Annotated in this window: 14 protein-coding genes; 9 read left to right on the forward strand and 5 right to left on the reverse strand. The window is 67.6% G+C overall.

Features of this window, described 5'->3' with window-relative positions; translation table 11 throughout:
• The first annotated feature begins 36 nt into the window (after positions 1-36).
• Both FFS60_RS11945 and FFS60_RS11950 read left to right on the forward strand, forming a co-directional pair.
• Entirely contained in the window at positions 37-1,344 is a 1,308-nt protein-coding gene (locus FFS60_RS11945) for a CitMHS family transporter (RefSeq protein ID WP_028627116.1), read from the forward strand.
• A 107-nt stretch (positions 1,345-1,451) separates the two neighbouring features.
• Positions 1,452-2,210 carry a TerC family protein gene (locus FFS60_RS11950; RefSeq protein WP_028627115.1) on the forward strand — a complete coding sequence of 253 codons (759 nt, stop codon included), beginning with the start codon at positions 1,452-1,454 and terminating at the stop codon, positions 2,208-2,210.
• Between the two features lie 142 nt (positions 2,211-2,352).
• Here FFS60_RS11950 and FFS60_RS11955 read toward each other — a convergent pair whose 3' ends face one another.
• Positions 2,353-4,194, reverse strand: a complete 1,842-nt coding sequence (locus FFS60_RS11955; protein ID WP_137822081.1) for a C1 family peptidase — start codon at positions 4,192-4,194, stop codon at positions 2,353-2,355.
• A 305-nt stretch (positions 4,195-4,499) separates the two neighbouring features.
• Between FFS60_RS11955 and FFS60_RS11960 the strand changes: the two genes are divergently transcribed.
• Positions 4,500-4,832, forward strand: a complete 333-nt coding sequence (locus tag FFS60_RS11960; protein WP_137822082.1) for a hypothetical protein — start codon at positions 4,500-4,502, stop codon at positions 4,830-4,832.
• Positions 4,833-4,961: 129 nt separating this feature from the next.
• Here FFS60_RS11960 and recD read toward each other — a convergent pair whose 3' ends face one another.
• From recD to FFS60_RS11980, 4 genes are all read right to left on the reverse strand, one after another.
• On the reverse strand, positions 4,962-6,806 hold the full coding sequence (gene recD, locus FFS60_RS11965) for an exodeoxyribonuclease V subunit alpha (protein WP_137822083.1): 1,845 nt from the start codon (positions 6,804-6,806) through the stop codon (positions 4,962-4,964).
• A complete protein-coding gene (gene recB / locus FFS60_RS11970; RefSeq protein WP_137822084.1) occupies positions 6,806-10,333 on the reverse strand; it encodes an exodeoxyribonuclease V subunit beta in 3,528 nt (1,175 codons plus the stop codon). Before recB ends, recD begins: the two co-directional genes overlap by 1 nt.
• Before the next feature lie 159 nt (positions 10,334-10,492).
• Entirely contained in the window at positions 10,493-13,735 is a 3,243-nt protein-coding gene (gene recC, locus FFS60_RS11975) for an exodeoxyribonuclease V subunit gamma (protein ID WP_137822085.1), read from the reverse strand.
• Positions 13,736-13,810: 75 nt separating this feature from the next.
• A complete protein-coding gene (locus tag FFS60_RS11980) occupies positions 13,811-15,013 on the reverse strand; it encodes an argininosuccinate synthase (RefSeq protein WP_137822086.1) in 1,203 nt (400 codons plus the stop codon).
• Between the two features lie 67 nt (positions 15,014-15,080).
• Here FFS60_RS11980 and FFS60_RS11985 point away from each other — a divergent pair, with 67 nt between their 5' ends.
• The 6 genes from FFS60_RS11985 (at position 15,081) to FFS60_RS12010 (ending at position 23,566) form a co-directional block, all read left to right on the forward strand.
• Positions 15,081-16,325 carry a hypothetical protein gene (locus FFS60_RS11985; protein WP_137822087.1) on the forward strand — a complete coding sequence of 415 codons (1,245 nt, stop codon included), beginning with the start codon at positions 15,081-15,083 and terminating at the stop codon, positions 16,323-16,325.
• A gap of 73 nt (positions 16,326-16,398) precedes the next feature.
• Positions 16,399-17,322 carry a methionyl-tRNA formyltransferase gene (locus FFS60_RS11990; protein WP_171016516.1) on the forward strand — a complete coding sequence of 308 codons (924 nt, stop codon included), beginning with the start codon at positions 16,399-16,401 and terminating at the stop codon, positions 17,320-17,322.
• 69 nt (positions 17,323-17,391) lie between these two features.
• On the forward strand, positions 17,392-19,398 hold the full coding sequence (lodA, locus tag FFS60_RS11995; RefSeq protein WP_137822089.1) for a CTQ-dependent lysine 6-oxidase LodA: 2,007 nt from the start codon (positions 17,392-17,394) through the stop codon (positions 19,396-19,398).
• Positions 19,388-20,500, forward strand: coding sequence for a tryptophan 7-halogenase (locus FFS60_RS12000; RefSeq protein WP_171016517.1), 1,113 nt, complete (start codon positions 19,388-19,390; stop codon positions 20,498-20,500). The genes lodA and FFS60_RS12000 overlap by 11 nt, the downstream gene beginning before the upstream one ends.
• 313 nt (positions 20,501-20,813) lie before the next feature.
• Positions 20,814-22,502: a Na/Pi cotransporter family protein gene (locus tag FFS60_RS12005; protein ID WP_137822091.1), complete on the forward strand. Its 1,689-nt coding sequence runs from the start codon at positions 20,814-20,816 to the stop codon at positions 22,500-22,502.
• 44 nt (positions 22,503-22,546) lie between these two features.
• A complete protein-coding gene (locus tag FFS60_RS12010) occupies positions 22,547-23,566 on the forward strand; it encodes an AraC family transcriptional regulator (RefSeq protein ID WP_028627106.1) in 1,020 nt (339 codons plus the stop codon).
• The last annotated feature ends 26 nt before the right edge of the window (positions 23,567-23,592 follow it).

A 23,592-nucleotide genomic window follows, 5' to 3' on the forward strand; every position in this document is an offset into this window, starting at 1 on the left:
CCCCCGTCCCGCCCGAATCACGTCCGGAGAACTGCCATGCTGACTCTGCTCGGCTTCGCCATGGTCATCTGCTTCATGTACCTGATCATGACCAAACGCCTGTCCGCCCTGATCGCCCTGATCATCGTCCCAATCGCCTTCGCCCTGCTCGGCGGCTTCGCCGCAGGTATCGGCCCGATGATGCTGGAAGGCATCAGCAAGCTCGCGCCCACCGGCGTGATGCTGATGTTCGCCATCCTCTACTTCGCCCTGATGATCGACTCCGGCCTGTTCGACCCGGCCGTGCGCAAGATCCTCAAGCTGGTGAAGGGTGACCCGCTGAAGGTGTCCATGGGCACCGCCGCCCTGGCCCTGATCGTCTCCCTGGACGGTGACGGCGCCACCACTTACATGATCTGCGTCGCCGCCTTGCTGCCGCTGTACAGCCGCCTGGGCATGAGCCCGCTGATCATGGCCGGCCTGATCATCCTCGCTGGCGGCATCATGAACATGACCCCCTGGGGCGGCCCCACCGCCCGCGCGGCCAGCGCCCTGCACGTCGACCCCTCGGACATCTTCGTGCCGATGATCCCGGCCATGGCCGCCGGCGCCATCGCCCTGTTCGGCCTGGCCTGGGCCTACGGCAAGCGCGAACGTGCGCGTCTCGGCGTGCTGCACCTGCCGGACGACCAGCTCAACCATGACGAGATCAGCGTTTCGCAGTACCCGGAAGCCCGCCGGCCCAAGCTGCTCTGGGTGAACGGCGCGCTGACCGCCACCTTGATGGTGACCCTGATCGCCGGCCTGCTGCCGCTGCCCGTGCTGTTCATGATCGCCTTCAGCATCGCCATGATCATCAACTACCCCTGCCTGCAGCAGCAGAAGGAACGGGTCGCGGCCCATGCCGGCAATGTGCTGGCGGTGGTCGGCCTGATCTTCGCGGCGGGCATCTTCACCGGCATCCTGTCCGGCACCGGCATGGTAGAAGCCATGTCCAAGAGCCTGCTGGCGGTCATCCCGCCGTCCATGGGGCCGTACATGGCGGTGATCACCGCGGTGGTGAGCATGCCGTTCACCTTCTTCATGTCCAACGACGCTTTTTATTACGGCGTATTACCGGTTCTGGCCGAGGCGGCGAGCCATTACGGCATCAGCCCGGTAGAGATGGCGCGAGCGTCTATCGTAGGCCAGCCGGTGCATCTGCTGAGTCCGCTGGTACCCTCCACCTACCTGCTGGTGGGCCTGGCCAAGGTCGAGTTCGGCGACCACCAGCGCTTCACATTGAAGTGGGCGGTGATGATTTGTCTGTGTATCCTCCTCGCCGCCTTGTTGCTGGGTGTGTTCCCGCTTTTTGGATCGCACTGACCAGCCGCTGAATGACACCCCCGAGGAAGCCGGAAACTGCCTAAGCTCTTTCCGGCTTCTTCGTGTCCCATCCCTAGCCACACGACACTCATGAGGATCAACGCATCATGGAATGGCTGACCAGCCCGGAAATCTGGGTCGCCTTCTTCACCCTGACCGCCCTGGAGATTGTCCTGGGTATCGACAACATCATCATGATCGCCATCCTCGTGGCCCGCATGCCGCCGCACATGCAGGCACGCACCCGCCTCTTCGGCCTGGCGCTGGCGATGATCACCCGCATCCTGCTGCTGCTCTCCATCACCTGGATCATGCGGCTCACCACCGACCTGTTCCACCTGTTCGGCCAGGGCATCTCCGGCCGTGACCTGATCCTGTTCTTCGGCGGCCTGTTCCTGCTGTGGAAAAGCACCACCGAGATGTACCACAGCCTGGAAGGCGAAGATGAGACCAACGCGGCGCCCTCAGGCGCGGCGCGTAACTTCATCGGCACCATCATCCAGATCGCCATCATCGACATCGTGTTCTCCCTGGACTCGGTCATCACCGCCGTCGGCATGGTGTCCCACGTGCCGGTCATGGTCGCCGCGATCATCGTTGCCGTCCTGGTGATGATGCTGGCCGCCGGTACCATCAGCGACTTCATCGACAAGCACCCGAGCCTGAAGATGCTGGCCCTGGCCTTCCTGGTGGTGGTCGGTACCGTGCTGATCGCCGAATCCTTCGAAGTTCACGTGCCGAAAGGCTACGTCTACTTCGCCATGGCCTTCTCCCTGGCCGTGGAGGCGCTGAACATCCGCATGCGTATCGCACGCGGGCGCAAGGAAGACCCGGTGAAACTGCGCAAGGACATTCCTGGGCAGTAAGCCGAAGCAATGAAGAACGGGGCCATTCGGCCCCGTTTTTCATGGTGAACGGCTTACTTGTAGGGGCGAACTCATTTGCCAAGGGCTGCGCCGCTGCCCCCGCGGTCCAAGGGCAGACCTTCGGCCTGCCTAGCGAATGAATTCAATACCCCTTCAACTCATCCACCTTGAAACCACGGAAGCCGCCGCTGTCCAGCACCACCCGGAGCAGGTGGTCCATGGTCTGCAGGTCGTTGTCGAATCCACCATGGCTGGTGCTGCGGCTGGCCGGGCCGCTGGTGGAAGCGACCACCAGGGTGCTGCCGGGCGGCTGCTGGGCTGGCTGGAACTTCTGCATGCCCAGTAGCGGCATCCGCCGTTGCCGGTCGTCCAGCGCATTGGAGACGAGGTAGAGCAGCGACTTGCGGTAGACCTTGGCAACGTTGTCTTCCTGTTCGGCCTGGTCCGACAGCACGAACAGCGTCTGCTGGCGGATGCCGTGCCCCAGCGCCTTGAGAAAGGTCGTCTGGTAAAGCTCGAGGGTGCAGGCCGGGGCGAACAACACCAGGTTGTCGATGGCCGGACCGTTGAGCGCCTGCCAGGCCTGCCACAGGCGTGCATGCCAGATGGAACCCGCGCTGTGGCCGACCAGATGGACCTTGGGTGCCTGGGTTCCCTGGGCGGCCAGCCAGCCCACCAGGCGCTGCAGCGCCTGCGTTCCCGCCGCACCTTTCTGGAAGGCGCGATCGGCATCCCGTTTCATTTCCTGCCAGAGAGCGAAGCCGGCGGGCTGGACCAGGCTTTCCACCTGGTTGTCCCACCAGGAGCTCACCGAGCCCACGCGCTCGCCTACCAGGGGCAACTTGCCGAGCAGGATGTCGCCCAGTTCGGCCAGCAGGCCGGTCTCCCAGATGAAATGCAGTTCGTGCACGCCGTTGTCGCGGAATGCCGGCCGCCACTTGAACGCGCGCATGGCCGAGCCGTTCACGCTGTTCAGCCCGCCGTGGGCGTAGAGCAGCAGGTGCTGCGGCTTGCTGTGTTGCAGCTCTTCGATGATGGCCTCCACCTGGACCAGGTCGGAGGCGTACTGGCCCAGGCCGTCGAAACGGCCATCGTCGATGTGCAGGTAATGCAGGTAGATCGCTTCCTGGGGCGGTCCCTGCAGCGCCAGGCGTGCAGTGCCGCCGTCGGACACATAGCGGGTGGCGGTGTCGGTGACGCCATGGTTGACCGCAACCCCCAGCTGCGCGACCCAGACGTCCCAGACATTGGCCTCGAAATCGGCGTAGCTCCACAGCGCCACCCCCGCGTATGAGGCCTTGCCCTGGCGGTAACCGCCCCAGTCAGGCCCCCAGGAGTTCTGCACCAGGAAACCGTCACGGTTGTAGCCGATCAGGGCAAAGGCGTGCCCACCACCGATGTCCGGTGAATCCGGCTTCCAGTCGATAACGCCACGCCGGGGCGCGCGCCAACCCTCATGGTTACGCGCCGAGGCGAACAGCACGCCGACGTCACGCAGGGCTGCCTGGACGTCGTTGATCCGCGAGAAGACCCGGAAATAGGCACCCAGGGGGATATCCAGCGCCTCCTGCTGGATCGCGGGGGTCAAGCCGCTGCCACCCCGCCAACTGCCCTCCAGGCAGACACCATGCTTGTGCCAGCCCTTCATGGCGCCTCGGGCGCTGCTGAAGTCGTAGTTCTCCCCCGGCCACTGGTCATAACGCCGGGCCATGGCGAAGAGCATCTGCGGACTGGCGCGGCCGGGCAGCGCACGTCGGCCACGCAAGTAGTTGATCGCTGCGGCCAGGCCGAAACCGGTACAGGCGCCTTCCTCGCCCTGGTCGAGGATGTGCAGTAACGGCCAGTCCGGATAGAGCTCGTCGGGCAGCGGCGCCAGGGACGCGGAGTAGGTGAGGTCGCGGAAATCCATGGAGTCGCGGCGGACGTCCAGTCGCTTGCCTGCAGCCTTTCTGCGGGGTTTCGTCGATTCGGTGCGCTTGGCCATGCTGACCTCCCTGTCCAGGTCGGGGCTGTACAGGCAAGGATTGACCGCATTCGCTGGCCAGGCGGGATTGCAGACGAATGGTGGCCCCGCTGCCGGGGGGAAAATGCACTTCGGCGAGCCGATCTCTCCTGGGTCGAACGGCCAGGGCGGCCGCGTGAATCAACTAACCCATTGATCTGAAAGGGCGCACTGCACCATCAACAACGTTGATGTTCTCTATCTGGAGTGATCACTTCTTAATCAACACCCCATCCGTAAGATTGGCTCCGTACCCAGTTTCCAGCCCCCTTGAGGAGCCCACGATCATGAAAACCCAAGCCTTCGCCGCCCTGTTCATCGCCACTCTGAGCACCTCCGTCTTCGCCCTGCCGTCTGACTCCCAGCCGGTGCTGGGTGAGTCCAGGGAAGCCACCACTATCCAGGTCATCGAGCCGGTGGCTGCTGAAGGCAGCTTTATGGTGCTGGACCGCGTCGCCGAAGGTGGTGCCGACCGCACCGGTGCCAACCGCATTGCCGAAGGTGGCTCGGATCGCACCAATAGCTTCCGCGTAGCTGAAGGCGGCTCCGATCGCACCAACGCCCTGCGCGTCGCCGAAGGTGGCGCCGACCGCCTGCTGCAAGCCCAGCGCGTCAGCTGATCCAACTCGCTGCAAACCCTCAAAGCCCGGCGGATGCCGGGCTTGTTGTTTGTGGGAATCCGTAGTCTGTAGATCCTATGCAAAGGCCGCCCGTACCAACCGACAAGAGCGGTTCCATCCGCGTCGTGATCAGAACAGGCTCAACTGATCCTGCCCGTTGACCGCTGCGGGCGTCGGCGCTTGCGGGTTGTCGACAGGCGCCGCGACGCCAAGGCGCTCCGCCAATCCCGCTGCCCGCTCGGCACGGGTCGATACCGCTTCACTCAGCCGTGCCGGCAGCCCCCAGATTTCCACCTTCTTCTTCGCCCGGGTGATGCCGGTGTAGAAGAGCGCGCGGCTGAGCAGGGGGCTGGGCTGCTCCGGCAAGGCCAGCAGCACCTCGGTGAACTCCGAACCCTGGCTCTTGTGCACGGTCATGGCGAAGGCACTGTCATGGCTCGGAAGCCGGGCTGGAGCAAAGGGCCGGTAGCCCTCATCGCCCTCGAAGAACACCCGCAGGCCGTGGGGCGTAGCGAGGCAGAGGCCGATATCGCCGTTGAACAGACCCAGGGCGTAGTCATTCTGCCGCACCATCACCGCGCGGCCGGGGTACCAGCGCTCGCGCGAAGGCACGCCCAGGCGGCGCTTGATACGCGCCTCCAGTGTTTCGTTGATGCCACTCACGCCCCAGGAGCCTTCGCGCTGTGCGGTGAGCGCACGGAAGCCGTTGAAGGCGGCAAAGGCGGAAGCCGGGTCAGCGGTGCGCACGGCGACGAAGTAGGGCGCATAACCCGTCTCCAGCCGCTCCAACAGGGCCGCCGGAGTAGGGCCGGCATTCCACGCCAGGTCCGGGTGACCGCCGCGCAGCAGCTCGAGCGTGCCACGGGCATCGCCACCGTTGATGCGTCGCGCCAGCTCGCCAATGCCACTGTCGCCGGCGAAACGGTGGCTGTGGGTCAGCAGTACCACGGCGTCCCCGAGGCGCGAGCGGGGGTGTTCCACCGGCACCGGTTGCCCGGTGATCCGCGTCAGGTCGGCGGCCGCAGCCACATCCAAGCCACGCCCTTCGCACAGTTCGGCGAACACCGCACCCGCCTCCACCGCCGCCAACTGGTCCTTGTCACCCAGCAGGATCAACCGCGCATTGGGCGGCAAGGCGTCCAGCAGCTTGGCCATCAGCGCCAGGTCCACCATCGAGGCCTCGTCCACCACCAGCACATCCAGCGGCAGCGGGTTATCCGCGTGATGGCGAACCTTCGGCGTGTCACCACGGCTGCCCAGCAGCCGGTGCAGGGTGCGCGCTTCTTCCGGCAGCGCGGCCTTGATGGCGTCAGCTACCGGCAATTCGGCTTTGGCGTTGCGGATGGCTTCGGCCATGCGCGCGGCGGCCTTGCCGGTAGGCGCGGCCAGGCCGATGGCAAGCCGTTCACCGCCCGGCTGTTCCAGCAGCGCCGCCAGCAGACGGACCACGGTGGTGGTCTTGCCGGTACCGGGGCCACCGGAGATCACGGCCAGGTTGCGCCGTACCGCCTGCGCGGCTGCCAGCCGCTGCCAGTCGGGCTGTTGAGTGTTGCGGGCGAACAGGCGGGCCAGGGACTCGCCCAGTTGCGCCTCGTCCACGCTCGGCCGTGCCGTCGCCCGCTGCAACAGGTTCTGCGCCAATCTCGCCTCGTAGGCGTGGTAACGGCTGAGATAGAGACGTGCACCGTCCAGGGTCAGCGGTGCATAGCCACCGGGGGGCGCCACCAGGGGCGAGGCTTGAAGGGCCGTGAGCCAGGCGGGCAGGGCAGGCGCCTGCAGGCCGGGGCCGCCCTCGACGAACAACGGCTGTCCGGCCCAGCGCGCCAGGGGCAGGCAGACATCGCCGTCACCCAGCGCCTGGCAGCACAGCGCGGCAGCGGCCAGCACGGCGTCCGACGCCTGTGGGTCGAGGCGTTGCAAGCTCTCGGTGAAATGGCGCTCCAGCGGTCCCAGGGACCAATCGGCCAGGCTCATCAGCGGCCCTCCTCGAACAGCAGATCCAGCGCATCCAGCAGGCTGTCGGCAGGACGATGGAAGAACACCCCGGCGTCTGGCATGCCGCGCAGGAAGAGGTACCAGGCGCCGCCCAGCTGCTCGCTGGCGAAGCCGGCCAGGCGCTGGCGCAGGAAGCGTCGCAGCGCCACCAGGTAGATCAGGTATTGCAGGTGATAGTGCTCGGCAGCGATAGCCTGCTCCAGGCGCTCACCACCGTAGTAGCTGGCATCCGGGCCGAGCCAGTTGGATTTGTAGTCGGCGATGTACCAGCGCCCGTCGTGCTCGAAGGTGAGGTCGATGAAGCCCTTCATGAAGCCCTTGAGGGTGTCGAACTCCAGGCGCTCGGCGGCCAGGCGCATCACCTCCGGCAGTCCGTGGACGGGGTCGGCAAGGATCGCCCGCAGGCGGCCGACATCCAGCCCGGCCACCGGGAAGGTGAAGCCCAGCTCTGGCAACCGGCGGTTGGGGGCCAATGCGGACAGGCGCAGGCCCTGGCCGTCCAGGTCGGTATCCAGCACCCGCTGCAGGTGGGCGCTGGCGATCTCCGTCCAGCTGTCCGGCAAGCCGTGGCCCTGCAAGTGTTTCTGCACCAGCGCCGGCAGTTCGCCTTCACCGCGCATCCAATCCTCCAGCATGGCGTGCAGGCAAGTACCGGCGCGGGCGCCCCGGGGGAAGGCGAAGAAGCCGCTTCCCGGTTCGCTGGCCGGCGGCACGACCAGGCCGTCGCGGTCGGGCGCTTCCATGTGCAGGCCAGCGGCCAGGCCGGAGAAGCTGCCCACCCGCCAGGCGCTGGCCAGGGTGCGGTCAAGGGTGGCCAGGCCAGCCGGGGGCAGGGCGCGGGACTCGCCCTGGGCGCTGGCGTCCTCGGCCTGCGGCGCCACCACGGCGATCTGGCCGCCACTGGCCTCGGCCAGGGCCTCCAGCTCAACACGCAGGGCGGCGCCATCGCGAGTAGCCAGGTGCTGGGCGAGGGCACCGAGCACATCGGCCTCATCCAGCTCGCGGCCATGCAGCAGCCAGGCGAGGGCGCAGCTGTGCAAGCCATCTTCCGGCAGCTCGCCGTCCTTCTTCGCCTTGGGCAGGGCCACCGGCCCCCAGTGCAGCCAGAGGCGGTCACGGGCGCGGGTCAGCGCCACGTAGGCCAGGCGCAGGCGCTCGGCGAAGCGCTCACGGCGGGCACCGGCACGGTGTTCGTCGAAATGTTCACCACCCAGATCGAGCAGCGGGGTGCCGTCCTCGGTATGGCAGGTGATGTCCTCGTCGCGGCGCAGCAGCGCACCGTCCCAAAGGTAGGGGCAGAACACCAGCGGATACTCCAGGCCCTTGCTGGTGTGCACGGTGACGATCTGTACCCGCTCGGCATCGCTCTCCAGGCGCAACAGGGCGTCGTCGCCGTGGCTTTCGGCGGCGCGCTGGGCATTGAACCAGGCCAGCAGCGGCTCCAGGCCGGGCCGCTGGAGGCTTTCGGTTTGCAGCAGTTCGGCCAGGTGGAGGAGGTTGGTCAGGCGTCGCTCGCCATCGGGCAGGGCGATCAGGCGCTCAGCCACGCTCTGCTCATCGAGCCAGGCGCGGAAAGCACGCATGAAACCCTGCTGCTGCCAGAGCTGGTGGTAGCGCTCGGCGTTCTCGCGCTCTTCGTCCCAGGCATGCTCGTCGTCCTGGCAGCGCGCCAGTTGCTGGGCATCGCGCCCCAGCAGGCGGGTAGACAGGGCGTAGCGCAGCACCCCTTCGCGGCCGGGCTCGGCATAGGCGGCCAGCACCGCCGCCAGCTCCTCGGCCTCTTCGCTATGCCAGACGCTGTCGCGGCCGCGACGCACGCTGGGTACGCCACGGGCGGCCAGCTCGGCGGCAACGTCCCCAGCCTGGCGATGGCTGGCGACCAGCACGGCGATATCACCGCCCTTGAGCGGCGAACGCAGGCCATCCTCGTCGAAATAAGCCTCGCCACGGGCACTGGCGGCCAGCAGGCCGGCAATGCGCCGGGCGGTGTCAGTGGCCACCGCGCTGCCGGCCTCACCCTTGCCCAGGGGCTCATCGCCCAGCCAGACCAGCTCCAGCGGCGCACCGGTTTCGGGCAGCACCAGCTGCGCACGGGCTTTGCTGCTGGCGCCGACCGGCGGGTAATCCAGGCCGGGCTCGGCGAAGGGCAGGGGACGGTCGAATACCCGGTTGAGGGCCGCGATCAGCTGCGGCGTGGAACGGTGGTTGGTGTCCAGGCTGTATTGCCGCGCGGCTTCCTCGCGGGCCTTGAGATAGGTGGCGAGGTCCGCGCCACGAAAGGCGTAGATGGCCTGCTTGGGATCACCGACGAAGCAGAGGTCGCCCTGCTGCTCGTAGACACGGTGGAAGATCGCGTACTGCACAGGGTCCGTGTCCTGGAACTCGTCGATCAGGGCCACCGGATAGCGCTCGCGCAGGGCCTGGCCCAATGCGTCGCCGGCCGGTCCTCGCAGGGCGTCGTCGAGACGATTGAGCAGGTCGTCGAAGGCCAGCAGACGCTGGGCTGCCTTGCGTGCCGGCAACTCGCGATTGAGGGTGTCCAGCAAGCGCACCTGCAGGTCGATCAGGCGGGCCTCACCGGCGGGAGCGGCTTCCGCCAGTGCGTCGCAGAGCCGTTGCAACGCGGCGCAGACGGCATGCTCCGGCGCATCGAAACCTTTTTTGGTGGCCTTTGCCAGTGCCTCGGTGCCGAGCTTCTCCAGGCCCGTTGGCGCGGCGAACAGAGCGGCCGGATCGGCGAAGTAGGCATCCAGTTCGGTCTGCCAAAGCGCGAACTTGGCGGCGTCGTAGCTGCGCTTGTTGAGGCCGTCGAGTTGGGCGAGCTGGGCAACGCATTCGGCACCCTGGCCCTGCCAGAAGCCCTGTGCATGACTCCAGGCCTCGCTCGCGGCGGACAGATCGCCAACCTCGTGCTCCCGCGGCTCGACACGCAAGTAGGGCTTGCCCAAGTGCGAACGCAGACGCTGGCGCAGCCAGGTCGGGGTAATGCGTTTCTGTGCCAGGAAGCGCGCCCAGGCCGGCTCGGCGTCGGCCAGCTCGCGCCGCCAGAGGTCGGCGAGCAGCGCATCGAGCACTTCGCGGTCGTCGGTGGCCAGCTCGCTGTCGAAATCGCCACCAGCCTCGAACGCGGCGTCCTGCAGGGCGCGCTGGCAGAATCCGTGGATGGTGAAGATGGCCGCCTCGTCGAAACCATGCACCGCCAGCAACAGGCGGCGATGGGCATCTTCGCCGGGATACTGCGCGTACAGCCCGGCCAGCACCGGGTCGGGTGCCGGCGCGCCTTCGTACATGGCCAGCAACGCCGCCAGTCGCGCACGGATGCGCTCGCGCAACTCGGCGGTGGCCGCCGTGGTGTAGGTCACCACCAGGATCTGCCCGACGCCGAGCTTGCGCTCCAGCAACAGGCGCGCGTACAGGGCGGTGAGCGTCCAGGTCTTGCCGGTGCCGGCGCTGGCCTCGATCAGGCTGCAGCCGGTGAAGGGGTCCTTGAGCAGGTCGAGGCTCATACAGCGTCCTCCGGCACGAACGGCTCCCTCTCCCTCTGGGAGAGGGTTGGGGTGAGGGAGATCAACGCCACTGCCGGGTTTCGAGGGGCAGACCTGCAGTCTGCTTGGCGAATGAATTCGCCCCCACAGTTCGATACGTCCCTACAAGAGTGCACGGCGTCATTCCTCATCATCATCTCCCGCCAGCGCATCCAGCGCCGGGCCCAGCAGGGTTTCGGCCAGTTGTTCGAAGCGCTCGCCCAGTGGCTCGCGGTCGCGGAAGGCGAGGGCATACCAGGGGTCGCGGGATTCGCCGGCCGGGCCGAAGTCGATGCCCTCCCAGGCCACGCGGGCCTTGGAGCGGGCGGCCTCGATCGGCTCCTTGCGGCCCGGTTTGCGTAGGCCGTGGGCGAAGCCGTAGCTGGACTTGGTCAGCAGGGGCAGGGGCGTGAGCAGGGCTTCGCGGTAGGCGCGCAGCCAGGGCTCCAACAGTTCGCGGGCGTTGGCCAGGGGGCCGGCCTGCCAGTCGCCAGCGGGAGAAAGCAGCCGGCTGTCGCGGGCGATGCCGGGGGTGGCGGCCAGGTTGAGCAGCAGGTGACGCAGCCAGAAGGGCGCCAGTTCCCACTCACCGAGACGGTTCAGGCGCCAGCCGAACAGACCTTCCGGGGTAACCCCGTCCAGCCAGCCGTGGATGCGCACGCCGGCCAGTTCGATATCCACCAGCAGCGGTTGGGGCACCGCGTCGGGCCGGGCTTCGAACAGGCGCGGCGCGAAGGCGCGTACCGGGCCGCGCAGTTGCCCCCAGAGGGCATGGCCCAGCTCGCCGACGGGTAACCAGCCGGCGGCGCGGGCGATGCGCTTTTCGTCCTGCTCGGACCAACCACGCTCCACAGCGTCCAGGGCAAGCTGGCGCAGCCCACGCCACGCCGGGCCTTCGAGGCTGAAGGGCTCATCGCTGGCCAGGGCCTCTTCGGCCTCGGCAAGACGCAGGCCGAGGCGCTGTTCCAGGAGGAAGCGTGCGGGATGGCGGAAGCACTGGATCAGTTGGGACGGTTCCAGGGTCAACCAGTCGGCGTCCGGCTCCGGCAAGGGCAGGGCGAAGGGCGCGGCAGCTGGCTGGGGGGCTTCCGCCAGGCGCTGGGCCGCACGGAACCAGGGCGCGGCGAAGCCGGCCTGCTGCCCCCCACCGAAGTTGGTCGAGGCGAAGGGCTGCAACGGGTGGGGCACCAGCACCCGCTCGCTGGCCTTGCACTCGCCCGCAATGGCGGTGAGGTCGATGGTTTCCAGGAGTTCGCTGACCAGCACCGACGGCGGCAGATGGGCGTTATCCCGCGGGTCGCGGCCGACGAAGCTGAGGTAGAGGCCGTCGCGCGCCGATTGCAGGGTTTCCAGCAGCAGGTAGCGGTCGTCCAGGCGCCGGGCGCGGTCACCACGTCGGGGTTTGCGCGCAATCAGGTCGAAACCGGCGGCCGGGGTTCGGCGCGGGAAGGCGCCGTCGTCCAGGCCGAGCAGGCAGACCTGACGGAACGGCAGGCTGCGCATGGGCACCATGGTGCAGAAGGTCACGGCGCCGGTGAGGAAGCCCGAGGCGCCGCTGCCCTGGTCCAGGGCCGCCACCAGATGCTGACGCACCAGAGTCAGTTCCAGCGGGCGCTCGATGCCGGCGGCCTCGGCCTGTTCACGCAGGGCGCCACAGGCCTGGGACAGCAGCAGCAAAGTATCGCCCGCCTCGCGCTCGTCGAAGAGTTGGTCGATCAGGCCCTGCAGGGTCTCGGCCCATTCCGCCAGCGGGCGTGGCCGTGCCATATCGTCGGCCAGTGCGCCCAGGCGCTGGACGAAGCCGGCGAGGCGGCCGAGCAGTTGGGCGCGGGCGCCTTCCAGGGCATCCAGCGGCCAGCTGTCGCCGAGCAGGGGGGGCGCGTCGCCGGCCAGTTGCGGTGGCGCGGCGAATCCCAGCAGCAGGCGGTCCAGCCCCTGCCGCCAGCTGAAGGCACCTTCTTCCGGCAGGCCGAGACGCGCCCGGTGCGCACCATCGCGCCCCCAGCGCACACCGGCGTCGCGCAGCCAGTCGCGCAGTAGCGGCAGGTCTTCGTTCTCGATTCCAGCACGGGCGGCCAGGGCCGGTTGTTCCAGCCAGGCCAGCAATTCTTCGGCGGCGAAGCGGCTCTGCGGCAGCTCCAGCAGGGCGAGGAAGGCTTCCACCAGTGGCAACTCGGCGCGCAGGCTGCGGTCGGCCAGGCTGAAGGGGATGCGCGGCACGCCTTCACGCGGGGCGAACACCGCTTCGATGTAGGGGGCGTAGCGCTCGATATCCGGGGTCAGCACCACCACCTGGTCCGGGGTAAGGCTGGGGTCGGCCTTGAAGCGCGCCAGCAACTGGTCATGGAGCACTTCCACCTCGCGCAGGGGCGAATGGCAGAGGTGCACTTCCAGCGACCGATCATCCTCGCGCATGACCATGCGCTCTTCGGGATGACGGGTACGCAGGCGCAGGATGTCGTTCTGCACGGCGCGCAGCAGGCTGCTGTCGCGCAGGTCGTCGTCCTCGGCATAGACGCCGATGTCCTGGCCGCCGAGGGTGAAAAGGGCGTCGAAGAAATCACGTCCCTGCTTGCCGAGGCTGGCCAGCAGCGGATGGCCGACGTCCAGGTACCAGTCGTCGATGCCGGGCTCCGGCAGCCTCGCCAGCTCGCGGATATCGCGGATATCACCCCAGGCCTCGCGGCAGGGGTTGAGGGCGAAGAGGATCACCTCGCAATGCCGCGCCAGGCCTTCCAGTACCCGCATGTGATGCGGTGGCAGGCTGCTGATGCCAAACACCACCAGTCGCTCCGGCAACCCTTCGACCGGCTCAGCGTGCAGCCGGGCCAGCAGATCGCCCAGCAGTCGCGCACGGTGGGGGTGGCCATCGGCAGTGAGTTCACGCCAGAGCAGGGCCTGCCATTCTTCGTCCGCGCCCAACCCCAGCAACTCTCCGCGCTCCCAGGTATCCAGCCAGTCGTCGCGATAAAGCAGGTACTGGTCGAAGACGTCGGCGATGCGCGAGGCCAGGGTCAGCCGGCGGCGTTCGTCGCCGCCGTCCAGGTACTGCGCCAGGCGTGGCGCACGGGTGAGGTTGTGCGGTTCGCACAGCCAATCGTAGAGACGCCAGCCAAGGGTGACCGGATTGAACGCGGACTGCGGCGGCAGCTCGCCAAGCACCAGACGGGTGACATCCCAGACGAAGCGTGCCGGCAACTGGATGTCCAGGTGCATGGCGATGCCCTGCTTGCGCGCCAGTTGCAGGGTCAGCCAGCGCCCCATGCCCTGGCTCGGCACGACTACCCGGGCGGGTGCAAGCGGGTCGTTCTGGGGTTGTGCGAGCAAGGCGCAAGCCAGCTCGCCGAGGCTTTCCAGGTCGTTGGCGTGGTAGAGGTTGAGCATGGGGGCGCCGCTTGCTGAAGGTCGGCACAGGTTAGCAGCCGATCCGGCCGGCGGTCGCCCCCGTCCGCAGGGTTTTCAGAGCTCCGAGGCGGGGCCGCGGAGCTTGGCGCGGATGCGCTGGGGCAACGACCAGACATAGGCGAAGCCGATGCCCGCCGGGTGGTCGAAGCGGTCCGCGCTGTCCTGGGCGGTAAGGCTGTAATCGAACAGTGCGTGGTCGGTTTCCCGCCCCTCCACCGTGATGCTGCCCTTGTACAGGCGCAGGGCAATGGTGCCGGTGACATTCGCCTGGCTGGCGTCGACGAAGGCATCCAGCGCCTGACGCAAGGGCGACCACCACTGGCCGCGATAGGCCAGTTCGGCATATTTCAGCGCCAGCTCGGCCTTGCAGTGCAGGGTGTCGCAGTCGATCGTCAGGTCCTCCAGCTCGCGAAGGGCGACGTGCAGGATGGCCCCGGCCGGACTCTCGTAGAGGGCGCGGTTCTTGATGCCCATCAGGCTGTTTTCCACCATGTCGACGCGCCCCACGCCGTGGCGCCCGCCCAGTTCCGTGAGGCGGCGCACCAGCTCGACGGCGTCCAGGCGCTGACCGTCGAGGCGCACCGGCGTCCCCTGCTCGAAACCGATGGTCAGGCGCGCCGGGAGATCCGGCGCGCACTCGGGGTCAGCGGTCAACTGGTAGGCATTGGCTGGAATCCTGGTACGAAAGTCGTCGATGCTGCCGCACTCTGTGCTGGTGCCCCATAGGCTGCCATCCATGCTGAAGGGGCTGTCTGGCGTGGCGCTGACGGGAATGCCATGTCGCCGGGCATAGGCCAGTTCCTCGTCGCGGGACTTCAGCTCCCATTCGGCGCAGGGCGCCAGCACCTGCAGCGCCGGGTCGTGGGCCACCACGCCGGCATAGAAGCGCACCTGGTCATTGCCCTTGCCAGTGGAGCCATGGGCCACGGCCTCGGCACCTTCGGCATGGGCGATGCGCACCAGCTGACGCGCGATCAGCGGGCGGCCCAGGGGAGCGGCCATGGTGTATCGACGCTCATAGAGGGCGCCGGCCCGCAGCGCCGGAAAGACGAAATCGCGCAGGTACTCCTCCCGCAGGTCTTCGATGAACACCTTGCTGGCGCCACTGGCCAGGGCCTTTTCGCGAATTGCCTGGAAGTCCTCCGGCTGACCGAGATCGGCGCAGAAGGCGATCACCTCCGCCTGGTAGCGCTCCTTCAGCCAACGCAGGGCGACGGAGGTATCCAGACCACCGGAATACGCAAGAACTATCTTCATGGGGTGCTCCTTCCCTGGATGCGGGCCGTGTCGTACCAAGAACCGTTGAAACTCATGGAAGAAACTCATGCTAGACCATGCCATGGACGCCGCCCTGGTCAGGGCCGCCGAGCGTTTCGCAACCCCGCTCTTCACCTATGACCTGGCGCGCATCCGCCGCCAGGCGATGAACCTGCTGGCGGCCCTGCCACCGGGAGCGGCATTGCACTATGCCTTCAAGGCCAACCCGTCCCTGGGGATCTGCCGCACGCTGCAGGAAGCCGGGCTGGGCGCGGACATCAGCTCGGAAGGCGAGCTGGTTACGGCCCTGGCGGCAGGTTTCCCACCGGAGCGACTGCTCTTCACCGGTCCGGCGAAATCCGCGCCGGTGCTCGAACGCCTGGGCGCAGCACGCCCGGCGCTGGTGGTGATCGAATCCCTGGAAGAAGCGCGCCGACTCAACGACCTGGCCCGGCGCCTGGGCTATCGCCAGGACGTCTTGCTGCGCGTGCACCCGCCAGCCGAGGTGCTGGAGGAGGCGGCCCGCGACGGTATCCCGGTGGCGGAGGCGAGCAGCAAGTTCGGCATGGACGACGCCCGGCTGTTCGAGGGGGTGGCCGGCCTGGGCGGGCTGGACGACCTGCACCTGCGCGGCCTGCAATGCTATGTGGCGAGCAATGTGCTGCAGCCCGGGCGCCTACTGCGCCCCGCCAACTGGTTGCTGGGCCGCCTGGAGGCGCTGCGCCGGCAGGGTCACGACCACCTCGACTGCCTGGATATCGGCGGCGGCCTGGGCGTGCCCTACGCCGGGGATGAGCCCGCCTTCGACCTGCCGGGCTTCAGCCGGGGCCTGCGGGAGCTTCTGGCTGACGCGTCGATGCCGGTGCGCCTGCTGCTGGAGGTCGGCCGCTACCTGGTGGCCGAAAGTGGCTGCTACCTGACCCGCGTGCTGGACGTGCGCGAGTCGCGCGGGCGTACCTGGGTGATCGTCGACGGCGGCATCCACAACCTGCTGCGCGGTTACAACGGCAAGGCCAACCGGCTGCTGCGCCTGATGGGCGGGCAAGGGCGCCCGCTGCAGCGCGTCAGCATCGCCGGCTGCCTGCCCACGCCCCAGGACGTGCTGGTGGAGGACCTCGAACTGCCGAGCCCCGTACCGGGGGACCTGCTGGTCCTGCCCAACTGCGGCGCGTACGCCTATCACCACAGCCTGCTGCAGTTCGGCCTGCATCCCGCTCCGGCGGAGGTGGCGCTGGATGAACAGGGCGGCTGGCTGCTGCGACGGCGGGGGCGGGCAGAGGCAGTGTTGGAGGACCAGTACCACGCCCGATGAACAGCATTTGACTTATAGGTCAGCGGTACTAGTTTTCCTTTCCACCACGGAAGAACCAGGGACGGGCGACAGGATGCGCATCGTTTTCTTCGGCTTTCAGCGCTGGGGGACCGAAACCCTCGAGGCGCTCCTCGACAGCGGTCACGATATTCCCCTGGTGGTGACCCACCCACCGAGCCGCAACCCCGCCGACAACCTCTGGGCGGCCTCCGTGGCAGACCTCGCGGAGCGCTGGCGCATTCCGCTTGTCGAATGCCGCTACGCCAACGCCCCGGAGCTGTGCGCGCGCATCGCCGCGCTGCAGCCGGACTTGCTGGTGCTGTCCAACTGGCGCACCTGGTTGTCGCCCAAGGTCTGCGACCTCGCCCGCCACGGCGGGATCAACCTGCATGACGCGCTACTGCCACGCTATGGCGGCTTCGCCCCGATCAACTGGGCCGTCGCCAACGGCGAAACCCAGACCGGGGTCACCGTGCATCGCGTGGAAGACGAACTGGACCTGGGCGCCATCCTGCTGCAGGAAATCGTCCCCATCCACCCACGGGAAACCGCCACCGACATTTTCCAGCGCACCCTGCCGCTGTTCGCCAGCCTGGCCATCGCCGCAGTGGATGCCCTGGCAAAGGGATCCGCCCGCTTCACCGCGCAGGACGCCAGCCAGGCGACCTTCTTCCACAAGCGCGGCGAACGCGAAATGCGCATCAACTGGTCGCTTCCCGTACGGGATATCCACAACCTGATTCGCGCCCAGTCGCCCCCCTATCCCGCCGCTTTCAGCACCTTCGCCGGCGAACGCCTCGAACTGCTCGGAGCCTCGCCAGCGCCGCGGGACTACCGTGGCACGCCCGGCCGCGTGCTGTGCACCGCCGATGGCGTCGTGGTCCTGTGCGGTCCGCCCGGCCCCCAGGGTCTGCTGATCGAAACCGTGGCAACCGAGCAGCACCCGGCCATGCCGGCCAAACAATTCTTCGCCGGTTGCTCCGGCTACTTCGACTAGTCGCAAGAGGCCCACGGCGGAACTCGCCGTCGTGGAAATGGAAGATCGCGCTACACAGGAGGAACCTAAATGGACCAGTACGTCATCGCGCCGAGCATCGGCATTGCCAGGGTCGGCAACAGCCCCGACGCCTTCTATCTCGCCCCCGAATCCATCGGCGGCCGTCCCCTGGCCTGCGACGCCCAGGGCCAGCAACTGTTCGACCAGGGCCAGCCGGTGTATGTCGAGCAGTACAAGGACGCCGAAGGGCGCATCAAGCGCCAGGCCGCGCGTTTTGCCGTGTACGCCGTGGCGGCGGACGGCTCCACCCGCGAAGTCACCCTGGACGACTCGCAAGTGGCCAGCGTGCAATGGACCGTGCACGTCGCGAACAAAAAGGCCGTCTGGTACAACTTCCAGGAACTCCAGGGCAACCTGCTGCTGGGGCCGGACAACAGCTACGAGAAAGTCGGCGTGCCGCTGCGCAATGCCAGCGTTACCGGCGAGCAGGCACGCCAGCAGCTGATCATCGATCCCGGTCCGCGCACCCTGCAGGGCGCCGGCGGCGTGGCCGATTTCTCCAGCGACAGCATCCCGCCGGACTACCGCTTCGGCTCCTTCCCGCCACCGCCGTCCCAGGGACTGCCGATCAAGACACTCGGGGAAATGCGCACCGACCAGCAGGGCCGCCTGCTGGTTCTGGGCGGCTACGGCCACGCCGGCGGCAACCAGTCGATCACCAGCTTCGCCGGCGCCGACGGCTGGCATGACGACATCTCCGACGGGCCGGTGACCTGCACCCTGACGCTGACCAGTGGCCAGGTGCTGAACCTGACGGCCTGGTGCATCGTCGGCTCGCCCAAGTTCGCCCCGGAACTGGAAAACATCGTCACCCTCGACGACCTGGCCTTCGACGTCGCCGTGCGCGACCTCGGCTTGCTACCGGAACTGTTCAGCAACGGCTGCTACAACCCCGACTACGTGGCCAACTACAGCCGCGACATCGAGCCCATCCTGCGACGCCCCGGCACCTACCGCTGGGTCGCGTCGGTACCGTCGCTCAACAGCTTCTCGCCGCCCCCCTTCGATGCCACCGACGCCAGCGAGCGCACGGCCGAACTGCGCCAGGCCTACTTCCGCCTGTTCCGTGATCCGGGCGCGAACGGTTTCACCGACGGCCAGCAGGGCCAACTGTTCGACGCGGACTCGGGCATCCCGATGATGCCGCTCAATTCAGGTTCCAACTCGGTAAGCAACGCAGTGCTGGCCAAGTTCCTCACCCTGACCCGCACCCAGCACTTCCTGCTCGGCCAATGGGCCGCCGGCAAGTTCAGCCTCGATGCACCGGCGCCGTTGCCCGGTGTCACCGCGCTGGACCGCGCCAGTGTCGGCAACTGCGTGGGCGGCCCGCTCTGCCCCGGCATCGAAGTGACCTGGAGCCTGTACAGCCCGGAGCTCTATGAAGCGCCGTTCCGCATCCGCCACCGCCACGACGAGGCCTACTACTACCAGTACGGCCTGGACCCGCAGGAGAACGAGACCGTCCCCGGCCTGGCCTTCCAGGGCTGCGAACCGGGCGACCTGACCAAGCGCATGGCCATTCCGTGGCAGGCCGACTTCTTCCAGTGCACGGTGCAGTACGTCAACTTCACCGACCCGGAAGTGAACAAGGAAAACGGCGTGCCCAAGGCGCCCAGCTACTACGCCTACTGGTGGCCGCCGCAAAGCCCATGGAACGTGCTGCCCGGCGACAGTACGGCGCTCAGCCAGGACCAGTCCGGCATCCCTGCGGCGCTGCAGTCGATCTACAGCCGCGGGATCAACAGCTTCTCGGAGATGATCCAGGCCTGGCATTACCTGGGCTTCATCACCAACCAGGCGACCGGGCCCTACCGCAGCCTGTTCCCCTACTTCGTGGAGACCGAACGCAACAACGAGCGGTTCGTTGCCGCCAGCGTGGCGGTGGCGGGCGCCGGCAACGTCCTGACCGGCGCCGACGCCAACTTCTTCAACACCTGGTACCTGGCGCCCGATCCCGAGCGGCCGAAGGTGGATACACGCCGGGCCATCGCCACGCGGGGGCACCTTGCACGCTGAGGCGCCGAGGACCCTCGACGTGGTGATCGCCGGGGGAGGGCCGGCCGCTTGTGCGGCCGCCCTCACCCTGCGGCGCTACACCGGTCTCTCGGTGATGTTGCTGGAACAATCGGACTACGACAGCGACAAGGTGGGCGAAACCCTGTCCCCCGGCGCACTGCCCTTGCTGGAGTACCTCGGCGTGGCCGAGGCCTTCCGCGCGGCCGGTTTCCGCCCGTCCTATGCCTTCACCGCTGCCTGGGGTGACGACCAGGTACAGGCGCGGGACTTCCTCTTCACCGGCCGTGGCTACGGCTGGCACCTGGATCGACGTCGCTTCGACAAAGGACTGGCCAGCGCGGCCGGGGCCTTCGGCGCCGAACCCGTGCTCAATGCGCGGCTGCGGCAGGTCACGCGTGAGGACGACGGTTGGCGGCTGAAAGCGACAGTGGAGGAACACGAGCTGGCCCTGCGTTGCCGCGTCCTGATCGACGCCACCGGCCGCAGCGCGTGGCTGGCAAGGGCCGTGGGAGCGAAGAAGCAGCGCCATGACCGGCTGGTGGGCATCGCCACCTACCACGACGCGTCAGCGACATCGGTAGAGGCCTGCTCCCTGGTGGAGTCCGTGCCCCAAGGCTGGTGGTACAGCGCACCGGTGCCCGATGGTCGTGTTGTATCGGTGCTGATGACCGACTCCGACCTGCTGCAGGACAACCACGCCAGCCGCACCGCGTTCTGGCAGGCCGCGCTGGAGTTGGCACCGCGGACGCGGGCGCGCATCGGCGGGCTCGACGTACTGGAGCCGCTGCGCGTCTGGCCCGCCCATTCGCAATGGCTGGAACCCTGCTGCGGCGACGGCTGGGTAGCGGCAGGCGATGCGGCGGCGGCCTTCGATCCGCTCTCGTCCATGGGCATTGGCTACGCCCTCAGCACCGGTATCCAGGCCGCACGACTGGCCGCCGCGCACTTCACCAACCCGGCCGGAGCCCCGCTCCAGCGCCAAGCCTACAGCGACGACATACGCCACCACGTGGACGAGTACCTCACCCTCAAGCGCGGCTATTACGGCGCCGAAGGGCGCTTCGCCGGAGAGCCATTCTGGGCGCGGAGGCAGAACGGCTGAAGCCATTGACGCCTGCCGCGCCACCGGCGCTGCGTGGGGGAGCGATTTCAGTTGCGGATGATTTCGCTCCCACAGGGCGCCCTCTTGCGGAAACAACCTCAACTTTTTTCTTCAAGCCATTGATCGGTAACGAGCAGAACGGCTGCGAACAGGCTTTACTTGTCAGCAGATGCCAGAAAAGCCAGGCGAGCCCCGGATAACCGGCAGGACCATGAAGGTCTAAAGATGACAATCGCGTTACACCTCGCCTGACAGCGCCGCTGTTTCCCCGCGCATGGACACAGCGGCCTTCGAGATCGCCAGGAGGGCCACCATGCTGACGCTGCTCAATCTGCTCTCGGCCGTCGCCTTGCTCATCTGGGGCACGCACATCGTGCGTACGGGCATTCTCCGCGTGTATGGCGCCAACCTGCGTCGCCTGCTCAGCCGCAGCGTGCGCCGCCCGCCCCTGGCCTTTGCCGCCGGGATCGGTGTCACCGCCCTGGTACAGAGCAGCAATGCCACCGCGCTGCTGGTCAGCTCCTTCGTCGCCCAGGGGCTGATGCTGCTGGCCCCGGCCCTGGCGATCATGCTCGGTGCGGACGTCGGCACAGCACTGATGGCGCGGGTGCTGACCCTGGACCTGTCGTGGCTGTCGCCGCTGCTGATCTTCTTCGGGGTGATCTTCTTCCTCTCGCGCAAGCAAACGCGCCTGGGCCAACTCGGACGCGTGGCCATCGGCCTCGGGCTGATCATCCTCGCCCTGCAACTGATCATCGCCGCCGCCGAGCCCATCACCACCGCCAAGGGCGTGAAGGTGCTGTTCTCGTCCCTCACCGGTGATGTCCTGCTGGACGCACTGACCGGCGCGCTGTTCGCGATGATCTCCTACTCCAGCCTGGCCGCCGTGCTGCTCACCGCCACACTGGCCGCGTCCAAGGTGATTTCCCTGAAAGTGGCGCTCTGCCTGGTGATCGGTGCGAACCTCGGCAGCGGAGTGCTCGCCCTTCTCAGCAGCAGCCTGCAGAACCCGGCCGGGCGCCGCGTGGCCCTGGGCAGCCTGCTGTTCAAGCTGGCCGGCTGCGTCCTGGTGCTGCCGCTGGTGGGGCCGCTGGCCAACTGGATCGACAGTTGGCCCATCTCCAACGCCGAACTGGTGATCGCCTTCCACCTGCTCTACAACAGTGTGCGATGCGCCCTCTGCCTGCCGCTGGCGGTGCCCATGGCGCGCTTCTGCGACTGGCTGCTGCCGGACCGCCCGCAACCCGACGATGTGGCCAAGCCGCGCCACCTCGACCCCGCAGCCCTGGACACCCCCAGCCTGGCGCTGGCCAACGCCGTGCGCGAAACCCTGCGCATGGGCGATATCGTCGAACAGATGCTGAACAACCTGCTGCACTTGCTGCGCGGCGGCGACCCTCTGCTGGGCAAGGATATCCACAGGCTGGACGACGACATCGACGCGCTTTACACGGCCATCAAACTCTACCTGGCGCGCATGCCCCATGAGGATCTCGGCGAGCGCGACAGCCGACGTTGGGCGGAAATCATCGAGCTGGCCATCAACCTGGAGCAGGCCGGCGACGTCATCGAGCGCATGCTCGACGACGTGCAGAGCAAGAAGAACGCCCAGGGCCACGCGTTCTCCGATGAGGGGCTGGCGGAGATCGTCAATCTCCACGACCAGTTGGTGGAGAACCTGCGCCTGTCTCTCTCGGTTTTTCTCAATGGCGACCAGGAGAACGCCAAGCGCCTGCGTCGGGCCAAGCAGCGCTTCCGCATCCTCGAGCGGCGCTACGCCCATGCGCACGTCTCGCGCCTGCACCAGCAGGTGGTGCAGAGCATCGAGACCAGCGCCCTGCACCTGGGCCTGATCAGCGACATGAAGCGACTCAACTCGCTGTTCTGCGCGATTGCCTACGCGGTGCTGGACAACCCCGACGCGCCAGAGGCAGTGGAAGAGGAGCGCGTAGCGGTCGAGCCCCAGCGCTACTTCGAGCCGGAGATCGGCTCACATCGTTGAGCGGCGCTCTTCCCAGCGCGCCGGCCGCTGGGCAGAATCCGGGGATGACCCCACATGACCCATCCAGTGCCTCGGTCAGCGCCAGTCTGACCCAGGCGATCCTGCATGCTGCGACCCAGCTCGGCCTCAATCGCCAGGAGCTGCTGCGCGCCAGCCAGCTCGATGAGCACCGCCTGGGAGACCCGGACGCGCGGGTCCCCTTCAGTGCCCAGGAGGCACTCTGGGGTGCCATTCACACGCGCCTTCCTCATCCGGAACCGGGTCTGGCCATTGGCCGCGCCCTGGCACCCGGCCAGTTCAGCGTGCTCGGCTACCTGCTGCAGAGCAGCCCGACCCTGGGCGAGGCCCTGGAAGCCGAGCTGCGTTATCAGCGGCTGGTGGGCGAGGGCGGCAGCCTGGCACTGGAGGTGCGGGGCGACGAACTCTGGACCCTGTATCGCCCGCTGCACCCGAAACTACCGGCGACCCGTGCGCGAGTACTGGCACTGATGGCCTTCTGGCTGGAACTGATGCGCCCGCTGCTGGCAGATCTGCGTCTGGTGCGGGCCTGCTTCGTGCATTCGGCGCCGACGGACATCACGCTCTACCAGCAATGCTTCGCCTGCCCGCTGCAGTTCGACGCGGAGGATTACGCCCTGGTGTTGCCCCTGGCCCTGCGCGCGGCACCACTGAAACAGGCCAACCCGCCCCTCCAGGCGGTGTTGCGTCAGCACGCCGAAGCCTTACTCGCGCGCCTGCCCAGCGAAGGGTTGCGGGCGCGGGTGGTGGCCCTGCTGGGGGCGCAACTGGCCCGTGGCGAACCCGATCGCGGCGCGCTGGCCGCCGCACTCGGCGTCAGCGAACGCACCCTGCAACGGCGCCTGGCGGACGAGGGCAGCAGCTACCAGCAACTGCTCAATGACACCCGCTGCCACCTGGCCGAGCGCCATCTTGAGGAAGGCCGCCTGCCCATCGCCGATATCGCCGTGCTGCTGGGCTACTCCGAGCCCAGCGTGTTCTTCCGCGCCTTCCGCCAATGGACCGGGCTGACGCCGGGGGAATACCGGCAGAAGCACAAAGACTGATCACCGGGGCGCTTGGCAACTTCATC

This window comes from Pseudomonas sp. D(2018), assembly GCF_005502555.1.
Lineage (GTDB): Bacteria > Pseudomonadota > Gammaproteobacteria > Pseudomonadales > Pseudomonadaceae > Metapseudomonas > Metapseudomonas resinovorans.